Source organism: Streptomyces sp. NPDC127595, assembly GCF_042671685.1.
Taxonomy (GTDB): Bacteria; Actinomycetota; Actinomycetes; order Streptomycetales; family Streptomycetaceae; genus Streptomyces.
On record NZ_JBHXWK010000004.1, the window covers coordinates 246566 to 261944 of the forward strand.

General features: G+C 70.2%; 8 protein-coding genes. 2 read left to right on the forward strand and 6 right to left on the reverse strand.

The genetic code is table 11. The features are described from left to right. The first annotated feature begins 69 nt into the window (after positions 1-69). Both ACFVKT_RS15300 and ACFVKT_RS15305 read left to right on the forward strand, forming a co-directional pair. Positions 70-1611: an MFS transporter gene (locus ACFVKT_RS15300; RefSeq protein WP_385731488.1), complete on the forward strand. Its 1542-nt coding sequence runs from the start codon at positions 70-72 to the stop codon at positions 1609-1611. 317 nt (positions 1612-1928) lie between these two features. After that, positions 1929-4904, forward strand: a complete 2976-nt coding sequence (locus ACFVKT_RS15305) for an AAA family ATPase (protein WP_385731490.1) — start codon at positions 1929-1931, stop codon at positions 4902-4904. A 350-nt stretch (positions 4905-5254) separates the two neighbouring features. On the opposite strand, the gene serA is transcribed toward ACFVKT_RS15305, so the two are convergent. The 6 genes from serA to ACFVKT_RS15335 all read right to left on the reverse strand — a co-directional run bounded on the left by serA (position 5255) and on the right by ACFVKT_RS15335 (position 15365). Beyond that, entirely contained in the window at positions 5255-6853 is a 1599-nt protein-coding gene (gene serA / locus ACFVKT_RS15310; RefSeq protein ID WP_385731492.1) for a phosphoglycerate dehydrogenase, read from the reverse strand. Between the two features lie 306 nt (positions 6854-7159). After that, the gene (ilvC, locus tag ACFVKT_RS15315; protein ID WP_385731494.1) at positions 7160-8161 is read right to left on the reverse strand and encodes a ketol-acid reductoisomerase; all 1002 of its coding nucleotides are present in this window, start codon (positions 8159-8161) and stop codon (positions 7160-7162) included. A 115-nt stretch (positions 8162-8276) separates the two neighbouring features. Further along, positions 8277-8804: an acetolactate synthase small subunit gene (gene ilvN, locus ACFVKT_RS15320; protein ID WP_384384248.1), complete on the reverse strand. Its 528-nt coding sequence runs from the start codon at positions 8802-8804 to the stop codon at positions 8277-8279. A 20-nt stretch (positions 8805-8824) separates the two neighbouring features. Further along, positions 8825-10681 (reverse strand): acetolactate synthase large subunit, encoded by a 1857-nt coding sequence (locus ACFVKT_RS15325; RefSeq protein ID WP_385731496.1) that lies wholly within the window; start codon positions 10679-10681, stop codon positions 8825-8827. Positions 10682-10909: 228 nt separating this feature from the next. Further along, positions 10910-13888 carry a putative bifunctional diguanylate cyclase/phosphodiesterase gene (locus ACFVKT_RS15330; RefSeq protein WP_385731499.1) on the reverse strand — a complete coding sequence of 993 codons (2979 nt, stop codon included), beginning with the start codon at positions 13886-13888 and terminating at the stop codon, positions 10910-10912. Between the two features lie 526 nt (positions 13889-14414). Continuing rightward, entirely contained in the window at positions 14415-15365 is a 951-nt protein-coding gene (locus ACFVKT_RS15335) for a 2-hydroxyacid dehydrogenase (protein WP_385731501.1), read from the reverse strand. Positions 15366-15379: the final 14 nt, after the last annotated feature.

Consider the following 15379-nt stretch of genomic DNA (forward strand, 5'->3'; position numbering starts at 1 on the left):
CCCGTCCCATACTGTCGTCTTACACATCCGTACTAGACAAGCGTTTAAGACGCTCGTACAGTCCCTGTCATGACGAACCCCAAGTGCACGACCAACACGCCCGCTTCCCGTGCGGGACGCCGCGAATGGACCGCCCTCGGCGTGCTGATGCTTCCGCTGCTCCTGGTCTCGATGGACGTCTCGGTCCTCTACTTCGCGATCCCGTCGATCAGCGCGGACCTGGAGCCGAGCGGCACCCAGCAACTGTGGATCTTCGACATCTACGCGTTCGTGCTGGCCGGGCTGCTGATGACGATGGGTTCGCTCGGCGACCGCATCGGCAGCCGCAGGCTCCTTCTGTTCGGCGCCGCCGCCTTCGGCACGGCCTCGCTCGTGGCCGCGTACGCGAACAGTGCCGAGACCCTGATCGCGGCCCGCGCGGTCCTCGGCATCGGCGGTGCGACGCTGATGCCGTCCACGATGGCGCTGGTCCGCACCATGTTCACGGACCCCGGCCAGCGGGCGAAGGCGATCGGCCTGTGGTCCGGCGTCATGACCGGCGGTATCGCGCTGGGCTCGGTGATGAGCGGCGTCCTCGTCGAGTACTTCTGGTGGGGCTCGGTCTTCCTGGTCAACCTGCCCGCGATGGCGCTGCTGCTGGTCCTCGGCCCGATCCTGCTGCCCGAGTCCAGGAACCCGGAGCCGGGCCGCTTCGACCTCCTCAGCGTCCCCCTCTCCCTGGCCGCCGTACTGCCCGTGATCTACGGCCTGAAGGAACTGACGGCCGAGGGCTGGCACACCGAGTACGTCCTCTCGGTCACCGTCGGCCTGTTCTTCGGCTACCTCTTCGTCCAGCGCCAGCGCACCGCGAAGTCCCCGCTGATCTCCCCGGCCCTCTTCCGCGGGCGCGGATTCACCCCCGCTGTCGTCCTCAACCTCATCTCGGCGTTCGGGATCATGGGGTCGGCGTACTTCACGACCCAGTACATCCAGTCGGTGCTCGACAAGAGCGCGCTGGAGGCCGCGCTCTGGGCCCTGCTCCCCTCGGTGCTCATCGGCGTCGCGGCACCGGTCACGACACAGCTCGTGCAGAACGGCGTCGACCGTGCCTACGTCGTCACCGCCGGCTTCGTCGTCGCCGCCTGCGGCTACGGTCTGCTCGCCCTCGCCGGGACCGACTCGATGTGGCTGGTCCTCGCCGGCGCCGGCGTCCTCGCATCCGGGATCGTCACCGTGATGTCCCAGATGATGGACCTCGCCCTCGGCACCGTCCCCGCCGGCAACGCGGGCGCCGCCTCCTCCCTGCTGGAAACCGGCACGGAGTTCGGCGGCGCCCTGGGCATGGCCGTCCTGGGCTCCATCGGCACGGCCTTCTACCGCGACAAGATCCCGTCCGACGCACCGGCCGCGGCCCACGAGACCCTGGGGGGCGCGCTGGCGGTGGCCCAGCAGCTGCCGGGTGACACAGGCCAGGCCCTGGCTGCCTCCGCCCGGGAGGCGTTCACCGGCGGCATGCAGGCGGCGGCGATCGCCGGGGCGGTGCTGCTGCTCGGGGCGGCGGGGCTGGCCGCGGCGACGCTGCGGCGGGTGCGGGTGCGGGTGCGGGAGCCGGAGGAGGCGCTGGCCGCCTGAGGTGGTGGTGTTTTTTCGCCCCCTCCGCCCCTACCCGTCCCTTTTCCCTGGGGCTCCGCCCCAGACCCCGCCAGGGGGCGCCGCCCCCTGGACCCCCGCTCCTCAAACGCCCGCTCCTCAAACGCCGGAGGGGCTGATTCTTTCCCCGGCAGGAGCTAGAAATCTTCAGCCCGTCCGGCGTTTGAGGACGAGCGCGTTCAGCGCGACAGCGGGGGTCTGGGGGCGGCAGCCCCCAGGAAGCAAGGGACGGGTAGGGGCGGAGGGGGCGAAGAAAACCCGAAAGCCCCCTGTCAGTCCCCCATGCCAGGATGGGTCCCGTGGCACAGACATTCGGTACGCCGTTCATCGGCCGGGCAGACGAACTCGCCCGGCTCACCGACGTGCTGACCCGCGCCAGGAACGGCGACCCCCACGCCGTACTGGTAGCGGGCGACGCAGGCGTCGGCAAAACCCGCACGGTGACAGAAGCCGCCACCCACGCCGCCGAAACCGGCATGACCGTCCTCACCGGCCACTGCGTGGACCTCGGCGACGTCGGCCTGCCGTACCTCCCGTTCACGGAGATCCTCGGCGTACTGGCCGCGGACGACCGGTTCACCGAGGCGCTCGCGGCCCACCCCGCGGTCAACCCCCTCCTGGGCACCGGAGGCGACGACGCCCACGACAGCGGCAACCGTCTCCGCCTCTTCGAGGGCATGGCCTCCCTGCTCTCCGCCGCCGCCGACATCAGCCCCCTCCTGCTGATCCTCGAAGACCTCCACTGGGCGGACCAGTCCTCGCGCGACCTGCTGCGCTTCCTGCTCAGCCGCGGCCTCCTGCAGAGCCCGGCCTCCGGCGCCCCACCGCACCCCCTGGCGATCTTCGCCTCGTACCGCGCGGACGACCTGCACCGCCGCCACCCCCTGCGTCCGCTGCTCGCCGAGCTGGTCCGGCTGCCCGCCGTCGACCGGCTGGAACTGCGGCCGCTGGCCGACGCCGAAGTGGCCCGGCTCGTACGAGGACTGCGGGCGGCCCCGCTGTCCGACACGACCGTCCGCCGTATCGTCGACCGCGCCGAGGGCAACGCCTTCTACGCGGAGGAACTGCTCGCCGCCACCGCCGACCCGCTCCCCGGCGACACCGGCCCGGCGTCCGGCGCCATGCCCAGCGGCCTGGCCGACCTCCTCCTGATCCGTATCGAGCAACTCTCCGACACCGCACAGCAGGTGCTGCGCACGGCGGCCGTCGCCGGGCGCCGCGTCGAGCACGAGCTGCTGCGTGACGCCGTACAACTGCCTGAGGAAGAGCTGGAGTCGGCGCTCCGCGAGGCCGTCGGCCGGCAACTGCTGGTCCCCGGCGAGGACGCCACGTACTCCTTCCGGCATGCGTTGACCCGCGAGGCGGTGTACGCCGATCTGCTGCCAGGGGAGCGGGTCCGGCTGCACCGTACGTTCGCCAAACTCCTTGCGGGCCAAGGGCATTCGGCCAAGAGCGCGGCGGAGCGCGCCCATCACTCGCGGGAGAGCCACGACCTCGCCGACGCGCTCGTCGCCTCGCTCGAAGCCGCCGACCACGCCCAGCGGGTCGGCGCGCCCGCCGAGGAGCTGCGCCATCTGGAGACAGCGCTCGAACTGTGGCCGGCGGTGGACTCCGCCGCCCGCCCCGAGGCCGTCGCCGGACCGGTGACCCTCACCCTGCGCGCCTCCGCGGCCGCCGCGCACGCCGGGGAGTCGCACCGCGCGGTCTCCCTCACCCGCTCCGCTCTCGCCAGAGCCGGTTCGGACGCGGATTCCGAACTCGCCGCGCGCGTCCGCTACACCCTGGCGGGCAATCTGATGCGCGTCGACAGCCTGAAGGCCGCGTTCACGTACAGCAGCGAGGCGCTGGCCATGATCCCGGCCGAGCCTCCGTCGCACACCTGGGTGTGGGCGGCGGCCACCCATGTCATGGCGGCGCGCTATATGGGGCAGGACCAGGACGCCGAGCGCGTCGGACGGCAGGCGCTGCGCATCGCGGAGGAGCTCCGACTGCCGGACGCCCAGGCCGACTTGATGATCTCCCTGGTCGGTCTGGAAGGGCACAACCGGCGCACCGCCGAGAGCCGGGACCGGCTGCGCCTGGCGCGCGACCTCGCCCACCGCGCGGGCAACGTCACCATCGAGATGCGCGCGCATTTCAACCTCGCCATCGGCGCCTACGAATCCGGCGACCTGGACGAATGCCTCGGCCGGCTCTCCGAGGGACTGGAGCGCGCGAACCGCTCCGGCCTCATCTCCGCGCCGTACGCCCTGGAGCTGCGCTACCTCCAGTCGCTCGTCCTCTATACCCTTGGCCGCTGGGACGAGTGCGCCCGAGCGGCCGCCGCCGACTCCGAACGGCTGCCCGCGGCGGGCGGGTTCGCGACCGGTCCCGCGCTGTACGTCGCTCTCGCCCGCGGCGACGAGCACGCCACCGAGCGTGCCCTCGCCCTGCTCGACGGACCGTTCGACTGGATGGCCACGCTCGTCGCGGGCATCGTGCTGACCGATGCCGCGGCCCTGCGGGGTGACGCCGAGGGAGCCGTCGCGAGCGTGCGCGAGAACCTCGTCAGGCTCGCCGACGGCTCGGGCTCCGAGCGGCCCGACATCGGTGTGCGGCTCGCCGCACTGGCCCTGTCCGCCGTCGCGGACGCGGCCGTCGAGCTGCGCCTCACCGGCGACGAGGCGGGGGCCCGCCGCTGGACCGACACCGCCACCGAGCTGGTGGAGGTGGCCAGGACCACGGCCGCGAAGGGTGAGGACGGCTCCGAGCAGGGGCCCGAGGGGCTGGCCTGGCTGGCCCGCGCCGAGGCGGAGTGGCTGCGCGCGCACTCCGGTCCCGACGTCGCCGTGTGGGAGAAGGCGGTCGCCGCGTTCGGCTACGGCGACCCGTACGAACTGGCCCGCTGCGAGCGGCGCCTCGCCGAGGCCCTGCTGTCGGCGGACCGCCGCGAGGAAGCCGCCGAGCACGCACGCGCGGCCCGCGACACCGCCGTCAGCCTCGGCGCCCTGCCGCTCCTCGATGCGGTGGACACCCTCATCCGGCGCGGTCGCCTCGCCGATTCACCGTCCGCCGCCGACCGCATCGCCGTACTGACCGCCCGCGAGAGCGACGTCCTGCGCCTCCTCGCCCTCGGCCGCACCAACCGCCAGATCGGCGAGGAACTGTTCATCAGCGGCAAGACGGCGAGCGTCCACGTCTCCAACATCCTCGCCAAACTTGGCGCCGCCGGCCGCACGGAGGCGGTGGCGATCGCCTACCGAGAGGGCCTGATCGTGTCCGAGCCGACCGGCTGAGGTGCGGTTGGGCAGCGCCCCAAAGGGGCGCGGGGAACGGCGCGACCAGCCACGACGCACCCGCAGACGACACCGGAATTCCAGCGGACCCCATACGCGAAACGCCGGACGGGCTGAGCCACTCAGCCCGTCCGGCGTCTGGGTTTTCAGCCCGCCCGGCGTTCGGGTTCTCAGCCCGCCCGGCGTTCGGGTTCTCAGCCCGCCCGGCGTCTGGGTTTTCAGCCCGTCCGGCGTTCGGGTTCTCAGCCCGTCCGGCGTCTGGGTTCTCAGCCCGTCCGGCGTTTGAGGACGAGGCCGTCCAGGCCGAAGCGGGGGCCTGGGGGCGGCAGCCCCCAGAGGGACGGGCAGCCTCAGACGAGGTTGACCGACCGAGCCGACGTCGCCCCGATCTCGTCCGCGACCTCCGTCAGCACGTTCAGCGGAACCGTGTCGTCCACGGTGAGGACCGCGAGGGCCTCCCCGCCGGCGGCCGCGCGCGCCACCTGCATGCCGGCGATGTTGATGCCCGCCTCGCCGAAGATCCGGCCGACGGTGCCGACGACACCGGGACGGTCCTCGTAGCCAAGCACGACCATGTGGTCGGCGAGCGCGAGGTCCACGTCGTACTCACCGACGGCGACGATCTTCTGGAGGTGCTTGGGACCGGCCAGCGTGCCGGAGACCGAGACCTCCTGGCCGTCGCTGAGCGTGCCGCGCACGGTGACGACATTGCGGTGGTCCGGGGACTCCGAGCTGGTGGTCAGCCGGACCTCGACGCCGCGCTCCTGCGCGAACAGCGGGGCGTTGACGTACGACACGGTCTCGTCGACCACGTCCTCGAACACGCCCTTCAGAGCGCTGAGTTCGAGCACCTTGACGTCATGCTGGGTGATCTCGCCGTACACCTCGACGTCGAGACGGACCGCGACCTCGCCCGCGAGGGCGGTGAAGATGCGGCCGAGGTTCTCGGCGAGCGGCAGGCCCGGCTTGACGTCCTCGGCGATGACGCCGCCCTGGACGTTCACCGCGTCCGGGACGAGTTCACCGGCGAGCGCGAGGCGCACCGAGCGGGCGACGGAGACGCCGGCCTTCTCCTGCGCCTCGTCGGTGGAGGCGCCGAGGTGCGGGGTGCAGACGACCTCGTCGAGCTCGAAGAGCGGGGAGTCCGTGCAGGGCTCCTTCGAGTACACGTCGAGGCCGGCGCCCGCGACGCGGCCCTCCTTGAGTGCGGAGTACAGCGCGACCTCGTCGACGATCCCGCCACGGGCGGCGTTGACGATGCGCACCGACGGCTTGACCTTGTGCAGCGCCTCGTCGCCGATGAGACCGAGGGTCTCGGGGGTCTTGGGCAGGTGCACGGTGATGAAGTCGGAGACTTCGAGGAGCTCGTCCAGCGTCAGGACCTTCACGCCCATCTGCGCGGCCCGGGCAGGCTGGACGTAGGGGTCGTAGGCGACGACCTTCATGCCGAACGCCGACATGCGCTGGGCGACGAGGGCACCGATGCGGCCGAGGCCGACGACACCGAGGGTCTTCTCGGCGAGCTCGACGCCCGTGTACTTGCTGCGCTTCCACTCGCCGTTCTTCAGCGCCGTGTTGGCCTGCGGAATGTGGCGCGCGGTGGCCAGGAGCAGACCGCAGGCGAGCTCGGCGGCGGTCACGATGTTCGAGGTGGGGGCGTTGACGACCATCACGCCGGCCTTGGTGGCGGCGGAGACGTCGACGTTGTCCAGGCCGACGCCGGCTCGTGCGACGACCTTCAGCTTCTTCGCGGCCGCGACGGCCTCCGCGTCGACCTTCGTGGCCGAGCGGATCAGGATCGCGTCGACATCGGCGATGGCGGGCAGCAGCTCGGCGCGGTCCGCACCGTTGCACTGCCGGATCTCGAAGTCGGGGCCCAGCGCGTCGACGGTCGCGGGCGACAGCTCTTCAGCGATGAGTACGACGGGTTTCGATGACGCAGTGCTCACGTGAGTCCTCACAGGTCCAATGCGGACGGCCGTCCCGACGGCCGCAGGCGGTGGAGGGTTGTCAGCGGATCCGGAGAAGTGCACTTCCCCGGCGTCGCTTAGCCGCGTGGAAGACGCACGACGCTGTGGGCCTGACGCGTTGTTGATGTGCAGCAGTGTAGTGGCGCCGACCGGGCCGCCTTACGCCTCTGCGGAAGGATCACCCGTCCGTGGCTGGACGGGATGGACAAGGCCGTGTTTCCAAGCGTTACCGGGGGTTCACGGAAGGGGTCGGGGCGGTTCGCCCCGACCCCTTCCGCGTACGGCTTACGCCTCGTCGTCGTTGACCCACGACATGAGCTTGCGGAGCTCCTTGCCGGTGGTCTCCAGGAGCGACTTCTCGTCCTGGCTCTTGTACTCGCTGTACTTCTTCAGACCGCCGTGGTACTCGGCCATCCACTCACGGGCGAAGGTCCCGTCCTGGATCTCGGCGAGGACCTTCTTCATCTCGGCCTTGGTGGCGTCCGTGATGATGCGCGGGCCGGTGACGTAGTCGCCCCACTCCGCGGTCTCGGAGACGGACCAGCGCATCTTCTCCAGGCCGCCCTCGTACATCAGGTCGACGATGAGCTTCAGCTCGTGGAGGCACTCGAAGTACGCGATCTCCGGCTGGTAGCCGGCCTCGGTCAGCGTCTCGAAGCCCGCCTTGACCAGCGCCGCGGTGCCACCGCAGAGGACGGCCTGCTCACCGAACAGGTCGGTCTCGGTCTCCTCGGTGAAGGTCGTCTTGATGACGCCGGCGCGGGTGCCGCCGATGCCCTTCGCGTACGACAGCGTCAGCGGGAAGGCCTTGCCGGTGGCGTCCTGCTCGACGGCCGCGATACACGGAACGCCGCGGCCCTCCTCGTACTGGCGGCGGACCAGGTGGCCCGGGCCCTTGGGGGCGACCATGCAGACGTCGATGCCGGCCGGCGGCTTGATGAAGTCGAAGCGGATGTTCAGGCCGTGGCCGAAGAACAGCGCGTCGCCCTCCTTGAGGTTGTCCTTGATGGACTCCTCGTAGACCTGCGCCTGGATCGGGTCCGGCACCAGGATCATGATGACGTCGGCCTCGGCGGCGGCCTCGGCGGGGGTCACCACGCGCAGGCCCTGCTCCTCGGCCTTGGCCTTGGACTTGGAGCCCTCGTGCAGACCGACGCGGACGTCGACACCCGAGTCGCGCAGCGACAGCGCGTGGGCGTGGCCCTGGCTGCCGTAGCCGATGACCGCGACCTTGCGGCCCTGGATGATGGACAGGTCGGCGTCGTCGTCGTAGAACAGCTCGGCCACTGGGGTTCTCCTTGGTGTGCGGTGTTGCGTCCCACCGTACGGCGGGCGGGGGAAGGGAAGTTTTCGGGTCTCGGTATACGGGCGGCCGACGACCGTCGGCCGCCCGTTTCAAGCCTCAGGCAGATCGGTCGAGGGCGCGCAGCGACCGGTCGGTGATCGAGCGCGCGCCGCGGCCGATCGCGATCGTGCCGGACTGGACGAGCTCCTTGATGCCGAACGGCTCCAGCATCTTGAGCATGGCCTCCAGCTTGTCGCTGCCGCCGGTGGCCTCGATGGTGACGGCCTCCGGGGAGACGTCGACGGTCTTGGCGCGGAAGAGCTGGACGATCTCGACGATCTGGGAGCGCGTCTCGTTGTCGGCGCGCACCTTCACCAGAACGAGTTCGCGCCCCACGGCGGAGGCGGGCTCCAGCTCGACGATCTTCAGGACGTTGACGAGCTTGTTGAGCTGCTTGGTGACCTGTTCGAGGGGCAGTGCCTCGATCACGTTCACCACGATCGTGATGCGGGAGATCTCCGGGTGCTCGGTGACGCCGACGGCGAGCGAGTCGATGTTGAAGCCGCGGCGCGAGAACAGGGCGGTGATCCTGGCGAGGACACCGGGCTTGTTCTCGACGAGGACGGAGAGGGTGTGCTTGCTCATGGGTCTGACTCGGCTCTCTCTCAGTCGTCTTCGTTGTCGCCGAAGTCGGGGCGGACGTCCCGGGCGAACATGACCTCGTCGTTGGACGTGCCGGCGGCGACCATCGGCCACACCATCGCGTCCTCGTGGACGATGAAGTCGACCACGACCGGACGGTCGTTGATCGAGTTCGCCTCCTCGATCACCTTGTCGAGGTCGTCCGGGGACTCGCAGCGGATCGCGTAACAGCCCATGGCCTCCGACAGTTTGACGAAGTCGGGGACGCGGGTGCCGGCGCTCGGCTGCTTGCCGTCCGCGTCCGGGCCGCTGTGCAGCACGGTGTTGGAGTAGCGCTGGTTGTAGAAGAGGGTCTGCCACTGGCGGACCATCCCGAGAGCGCCGTTGTTGATGATGGCGACCTTGATCGGGATGTTGTTCAGGGCGCAGGTGGTGAGCTCCTGGTTGGTCATCTGGAAGCAGCCGTCGCCGTCGATCGCCCAGACCGTACGGTCCGGCCGGCCGGCCTTGGCGCCCATCGCGGCCGGGACCGCGTAGCCCATCGTTCCGGCGCCGCCGGAGTTCAGCCAGGTCGCGGGCTTCTCGTACTGGACGTAGTGCGCTGCCCACATCTGGTGCTGGCCGACGCCCGCCGCGAAGATCGTGCCCTCCGGGGCGAGTTGGCCGATGCGCTCGATGACCTGCTGCGGGGCGAGCGAGCCGTTGTCGGGCTGCTCGTAGCCGAGCGGGTATGTCTCGCGCCAGCGGTTGAGGTCCTTCCACCAGGCGCTGTAGTCGCCGGTGTGGCCCTCGCTGTGTTCCTTCTGCACGGCCTGGATCAGGTCGGCGATGACCTCGCGGGCGTCACCGACGATCGGCACGTCGGCGGCGCGGTTCTTGCCGATCTCCGCGGGGTCGATATCGGCGTGGACGATCTTGGCGTACGGGGCGAAGCTGTCCAGCTTGCCGGTGACGCGGTCGTCGAAGCGGGCTCCGAGGGCGACGATCAGGTCGGCCTTCTGCAGCGCGGTGACGGCGGTGACCGCACCGTGCATGCCCGGCATTCCCACGTGCAGCTCGTGACTGTCGGGGAATGCGCCGAGCGCCATCAGTGTGGTGGTGACGGGCGCTCCGGTGAGTTCTGCGAGGACCTTCAGTTCGGCGGTGGCGTTCGCCTTGAGGACGCCGCCGCCGACGTAGAGGACGGGCCGCTTCGCGGCAATGACCAGCTTCGCGGCCTCGCGGATCTGCTTGGCGTGCGGCTTGGTCACCGGGCGGTAGCCGGGCAGATCGCTCTGCGGCGGCCACGAGAACGTCGTCTGTGCCTGCAGCACGTCCTTCGGGATGTCGACGAGGACCGGGCCCGGGCGGCCGGTGGAGGCGATGTGGAACGCCTCGGCGATCGCCTTCGGGATGTCCTCGGGCCTGGTGACCAGGAAGCTGTGCTTGGTGATCGGCATCGTGATGCCGACGATGTCCGCCTCCTGGAAGGCGTCCGTGCCGATGGCCTTGGTGACGACCTGGCCGGTGATGGCGACCAGCGGGACGGAGTCCATCATGGCGTCCGCGATCGGCGTCACCAGGTTCGTCGCGCCCGGACCCGACGTGGCCATGCAGACACCGACCTTGCCGGTGGCCTGCGCGTAACCGGTGGCAGCGTGACCTGCGCCCTGCTCGTGACGGACGAGCACGTGGCGCACGCGCTTGGAGTCCATCAGCGGGTCGTAGGCCGGAAGGATGGTCCCGCCGGGAATGCCGAATACCGTGTCGGCCCCGACTTCCTCAAGAGAACGGATGAGGGACTTCGCACCCGTCACCTGCTCGGGCGCGGACTGCTGTCCTCCGGATCGGGGCCGCGGCTGCGGATGGTGGGCCCCGGTGGCCTGCTCGGTCATCGGCATTCTCTTCTCGATGCTGAGGGTTTTTGCGAAGTTTGTACGGTGTACGACTGGTGTCTGTGCAACAAAAAACCCCTCGTGCCGTGAGGCAAGCGAGGGGAGCGCGCCGGTGCGGTCGCTGGGTATTCCGGTTCAATCGATCCGGTGGGTCCCAGCTCAGCCGACGCGCTTTCCAAGTACGAGAATTCGGGTGCGCATGGCATTGACCCTCCCCCTGGCACGCACCGACTGTCAAGTGGGTGGGACGGGAGTCTCATTATGTGAGCGCAGGACCGTACCGCCTCCATAGACAGCGGGCACCCCACCGGCGTACACCCCGCCCGCGAACACGGGCTCCACGGGTCCGTGCGGTACGGGGTAGTGGCCCATGGTCAGCGCTCTGCGCAGCCGGTACTCGTCCAGCGGCGCGGAGAACGCCATGCCCTGCCCATGGGTGCAGCCCATCGCGCGCAGGGCGATGACCTGCTCCGGAAGGTCCACGCCGTCGGCCACGGACTGCAGCCCGAGGTCGGTGGCGATCCGCAGCAGCCCACTGGTGATCTTGTGCAGCCGCGCGGACTCGACGACGCCCTCGACCAGGTCCCTGTCCAGCTTCAGTACGTCCACAGGGAGCCGTCTCAGCGCCGTGATGGCGGCATGACCGCTGCCGAAGGCGTCCAGGGCGATCCGGACGCCCAGCCGCCGCAGCGCGTTCAGCCGGCGCTCCAGCTCGTCCAGGGAGACCCGGGGGTCGGTGTCGGCCAGCTCGATGATCAGGGCGCCGGAGGGGAGCCCATACCGGGTCAGCAGGGCCTCCACGGAGCCGAGAGGCCCGGAGCGGTCCAGCAGCCGTCGGGCGTTCATCCGGACGGTGACCGGCAGCATGACGCCGGTGCCGGCGCGCTCGGCGGCCTGCTCGACGGCCTCCTGCAGCATCCAGCGGCCAAGCTCGGCGGTCCTGTCGCTGTCCTCGGCGACGCGCAGGAACTCCGCGGGCGTGAACAGGACGCCCTGGGAGGAGCGCCAGCGCGCCTGGGCGGTGACCGCCGCGATCCGGCCGTTGTCGAGCGAGACCACCGGCTGGTGCAGCAGTGTGAACTCGCCCTCCTGGAGGGCGGAGCGCAGCCTTGTCGCCAGCTCCGCCTTGCGTACGACGTCCTGCTGCATCTGGGGCGCGTACAGCTCGACGCGGCCCTTGCCCGTCGCCTTGGCCCGGTACATGGCGAGGTCGGCGTTTCTCAGCAGTTCGCCCGCGCCCAGACCCGGTTCGGCGAAGCCGACGCCGATGGACGCGGCGACCCGGACATCGTTGCCGTCGATGGTGTACGGCTGCGAGAGCGTGAGCCTCAGGCGGTCGGCGAGCTCGAGGATCTGGTGCTCGCGGGCGGTGCGGTCACGGGTGCCGTCGCCGACGATCAGCGCCGCGAACTCGTCGCCGCCTAGGCGGGCGGCGGTGTCGCCTTGCCGCACGGAGTCCTGGAGCCTGCGGGCGGCGTGGACGAGGAGTTCGTCGCCGGCCTGGTGCCCGATCGTGTCGTTGACCGCCTTGAAGCCGTCTAGGTCGATGAACAGGACGGCGGTGCCGCGGTCGGAGGAGCGACGGCCGGAGAGCGCCTGCTGGACGCGCCGGGTGAACAGGGCGCGGTTGGGCAGGTCGGTGAGCGGGTCGTGCTCGGCGTTGTGCTGTAACTGCGCCTGCAGACGCACCCGTTCGGTCACGTCACGGCTGTTGAAGATGAGGCCGCCGTGGTGCCGGTTGACCGTCGACTCCACGTTCAGCCAGCCGCCGTCGCCCGACCTGAAGCGGCACTCGATACGGGTCGTGGGCTCCTCGATGTGACTCGCGGCAAGGAAGCGGCGCACTTCGTGGACCACACAGCCGAGGTCCTCGGGGTGGATGAGCGAGGCGAGTTCGGAACCGACAAGATCGTCGGCGTCCCGTCCGTAGACCCCGGCGGCGGCCGGACTGACGTATCTCAGAATGCCGTTCGGAGCTGCGATCATGATGACGTCGCTGGAGCCCTGCACCAGGGAGCGGAAGTGGTTCTCCTTCTGGGCCAGTTCCTGGGTGAGGGTGATGTTGTCGAGGAGCATGATGCCCTGGCGGACGACGAGGGCGAGCACGACGAGACCGGCGGTGATGAGCACCACACGATCCACGTTGTGACCGTTCAGAACGTTGTAGAGGATCCCCAAGGTGCAGACGGCGGCCGCCAGATAGGGCGTGAGCGCGGCCAGGGATCCGGCGATGGGACGGGTGGCCTGATATCGACTGTGCTCCACGCTCTGCCCCGCGCTGTGGACTGCGCCGTGGAGGGGCCCGTGCACCTGTCCTCCCATATGCCCCTGCCGCCCCTCCTGCCGCTGTCCCGGGATGTGTTCGTGCACCACGCGCGTGTGCCCGTCGGTGTCGTACCGGTCGGCGCCCGGCTGACCGTGCCGGGGACCGACCCAGGGGGCGTACGCCAGGAGCAGCGAGCCGGCGAACCAGCCCGCGTCGAGGAGCTGACCCGAGCGGTAGTCGTTGTGCAGCAGGGGTGAGGTGAACAGGGCGTCGCACATCACGGTCAGGGCGAGCGCGCCGACCGCGGTGTTCACCGCGGAGCGGTTCACCGACGAGCGCCGGAAGTGCAGCGCCAGCACCATGCTGACCAGCGCGATGTCCAGCAGCGGATACGCCAGTGACAGCGCGGTGTGCGCGACGCTCGGCCCGTCGAACTTCGCCGCCTGGGCGAGCGCGAGACTCCAGGACAGCGTGAGCAACGAGCCGCCGATCAGCCAGGAGTCGAGTGCCAGGCAGACCCAACCCGCCTTGGTCACAGGCCTCTTGGCGAGCACGAGCAGTCCCACGATGGCGGGCGGCGCGAAGCAGAGGAAGAACACGTCGGCGAAACTGGGGCTGGGCATGGGGCGGTCGAGGATGACCTCGTACCATCCCCAGACGGCGTTGCCCAGGCAGGCCATGGCGGAGGAGAGGGCGAACAGCAGCCAGGCGGGTCGAAAACGGCTGCGGCGGCTCTGGGCGTAGCGGAAGCAGGAGACCGCGGCGGCGCCCGCGGCGGCGCTCAGACCGAAGTCGCCCATGAACAGTGCGAGGCTCGCGGAGCCCCAGCCGAGCGCGGAACCGACGGCGTATCCCGCGCACACCAGGGCCAGTACGAGTTGTGAGACCAGGCCTGTCCCACCACCGAGCACCGGCCGACGAGTCAGCAGCGCTCCGGGGGAACTCACCGGGCCCACCCGGTCCGCACCCCGGGGTCCCGCTGGTCCGCGTGCGCATGCCTCCGGCGGCCGCTCGGCCTGTGGTGGTGATGGCCACCCCGGCAACTGTGGCCGCACTGCCCGCGTCTCCGCGTGGCCGCGCGCCAGGGTCGTCGGCGGCGGCCCCGCCGCGTCGGATCGTTGGTCCATAGGCCGTGCATCGCCCGTCGCCCCCCTCGCTGTCCGAATGTCCATCCCCGGCGCCGAACGGTGCACGGCGCAGCCCCAGTCGGGACGATACACCAGTCTCGTCACTCAGGGACATAGTTCCTCTACGCTCCGTGACGACCAGGGAGTTTGTCGGCACTGCCCGCATTCGGAGAACTGCGGAGGGTGTCAAAAGCGGACGGGGAGCGAACGGGACATGGCCCGCACGCCCGTGGTGAGCCGTCCTACGCGCCCGTCGTCGTGCGGTCTGCGCGCCCGTCGTCATACGGACTGCGCGCCCGTCGTCACGTTGCTTGCGCGCCTGCCGTCACTGCTTGGCCGCCCGTCTTCACGTGGCCTGCGCGCCCGTCGTAAGCACCACGTTCGCCAGCGGCTCCCGGTTCACAAAACGGTTCAACTGCGCGACCAGGAGCCGCTTGGCGCGCGGCAGGAACGCGGAGGTGGGCCCACCGACGTGGGGGCTGATGAGCACGCCCGGCGCGTGCCACAACGGGTGCCCATGGGGCAGCGGTTCGGGGTCGGTGACATCGAGGGCGGCGGTGATGCGGCCGTTCTCCAGCTCGGCGAGGAGCGCCTTGGTGTCGACGACGGGGCCGCGGGCGACGTTCACCAGGAGGGCGCCGTCCTTCATGTGGGAGAGGAAGTCGGCGTTCACCAGGCCGCGGGTGCTGTCGTCGAGGGGCGTGGACAGGACGACGACATCGGCCTCGGGCAGAAGTGCGGGCAGTTCGGCGAGTGCGTGCACCGGACCGCGCTCCGTGGTGCGCGCGGAGCGCGCGACGCGCGCCACCCGCGCGAGCTCGAAGGGCGTGAGCCGGTCCTCGATGGCGGACCCGATCGACCCGTAGCCCACGATGAGTACGGACTTGTCGGCCAGCGCCGGGTGGAACCCCGACTTCCACTCCCCCTTGTCCTGTGCACGTACGAAGTCGGGGATACCCCTGAGGGAGGCGAGGATCAGCGCCAGGGCCAGCTCGCCGGTGCTCGCCTCGTGCACTCCTCGCGCGTTGCACAACTGCACACCGGCGGGCAGGACTTCGAGGTTCGGCAGGACGTGATCGACGCCGGCGGAGAGCGTCTGCAGGACCCGTACCGAGGTCATCGAGGGCATCGGCCGCTGCGAGACGGCGGGCGGCTTCATATAGGGCACGACATAGAACTCGCAGTCGGCCGGATCCGCGGGAAACTCCTGTTCACCATTCCAGTAGCGGTAGTTGAGACCCGCTGGAAGCCCGTCGATGTCCTCGGCACGAAAGGGAAGCCATACGTCTGAAGTCATGCTCAGGAGGCTAT